Genomic DNA, 402 nt, shown 5'->3' on the forward strand with positions numbered 1-402 from the left:
AAATAAAAAGCACTCCCGAAAGAATGCTCATAAAACTAACCTAGTATTTCATCAAGACGTTTTTTAGCCTTATTATGTAAAATCACATCCTCTCTAAGCCAAGCGATTCTAACCGTATCTTCATCAGCATACTTCGGGATCGTCTCAATACCTGTTAAGTAACCCTCATTCTCTAACCTAAGAATGGCTACAAAGAAAGAATGCCCATCCCCTGCTATTCTTGCTCTCGCACTGTCAATGGCTCCAAAGTTAGGCTTCCTCTTGTCAGCTTCCTCATTAATTGCTTCTAAGATCTTATCCATTACTTCTGAAATTCTGTCCATGCCATCCTCCCCTTCCCATATCCACACATTCGGCACTATAGAAGTGATCCCCTTTTGAATTTCCAGGATTCATGACATT

1 protein-coding gene is annotated in these 402 nt (G+C 40.3%); it reads right to left on the reverse strand.

Features of this window, described 5'->3' with window-relative positions; all coding sequences use genetic code 11:
• Positions 1-35 precede the first annotated feature (35 nt).
• Positions 36-323 carry a hypothetical protein gene (locus tag AAHB12_RS31400; protein WP_342048959.1) on the reverse strand — a complete coding sequence of 96 codons (288 nt, stop codon included), beginning with the start codon at positions 321-323 and terminating at the stop codon, positions 36-38.
• Positions 324-402: the final 79 nt, after the last annotated feature.

The organism is Bacillus sp. OTU530 (genome assembly GCF_038440375.1).